Source organism: Streptomyces reniochalinae, assembly GCF_003323735.1.
Lineage (GTDB): Bacteria > Actinomycetota > Actinomycetes > Streptomycetales > Streptomycetaceae > Streptomyces > Streptomyces reniochalinae.
Genome location: NZ_QOIM01000009.1, coordinates 1 through 741, shown reverse-complemented (window position 1 = coordinate 741; position 741 = coordinate 1). Strand labels below are relative to the sequence as shown.

At 67.7% G+C, this 741-nt stretch carries 1 protein-coding gene; it reads right to left on the bottom strand.

The annotated features are described in order from the left end of the window. Positions 1-741, bottom strand: a 741-nt coding sequence (locus DQ392_RS00045; RefSeq protein WP_245980977.1) for a condensation domain-containing protein, incomplete at both ends; no start/stop codon positions are given.

Below are 741 nucleotides of genomic sequence, written 5' to 3'. Positions count from 1 at the left end.
GGAGGGGGTGGGTGGCCTGGGTTTGTTCGTGCCAGTAGGTGAGTTCGTCGAGTGTGGTCGTGGTGGCTGCCTCCTGTCGCAGCCGTTCGGCCCACTGGCGCCATGAGCTGGACTTGGCCGGTAGCTGCGGCTCCTGGCCACGGCGTGCCTGCTCGACCAGCGTGCCCAGGTCCTCCAGCAACACGCGCCACGAGACGGTGTCGACCACGAGATGGTGGGCGACCAGCAACAACCGGTGCGTGCGCCCCTCGGGCCCGGAGGACTTGTGGCCCTCCGGGCCCACCTCACCGGAACCGGCCGACTCGTGGCCGCCGGAGCCGGTGGACTCGTGCTCGCACACCCCGGTGAACAGGGCGGCCCGGATGAGTGGGGGCTCGGCGAGGTTCATGCTGGACTGGGTCTTGCCGGCGATCTCCAGCAGCCGTGTGTGGCGCTCGTGGGCTGGGATGGTGGAGAGGTCGTGGGTCCGCCAGGGCAGCTCCGGCGGCGGGTCTGTCAGTTCGGCTTGCCATGTGCCGTTCTGTCGTACGAACCGGGTGCGCAGGCCGTCGTGCTGCTCGAGCAGTTTTCGCAGGATCTGTTGCCACTGCTCGGTTGTCACTTCGGCGTCCACGTCGAGTAGCAGCGACTGGTTGACGTGGTGCGGTCGTGCGAAGTCCTGTGCGAAGAACCAGTGTTGGATCGGTGTCAGTGGGACGGGGCCGGTGACCAGGTCTTGTTCGGCCTGTATCTGCGGGGCGT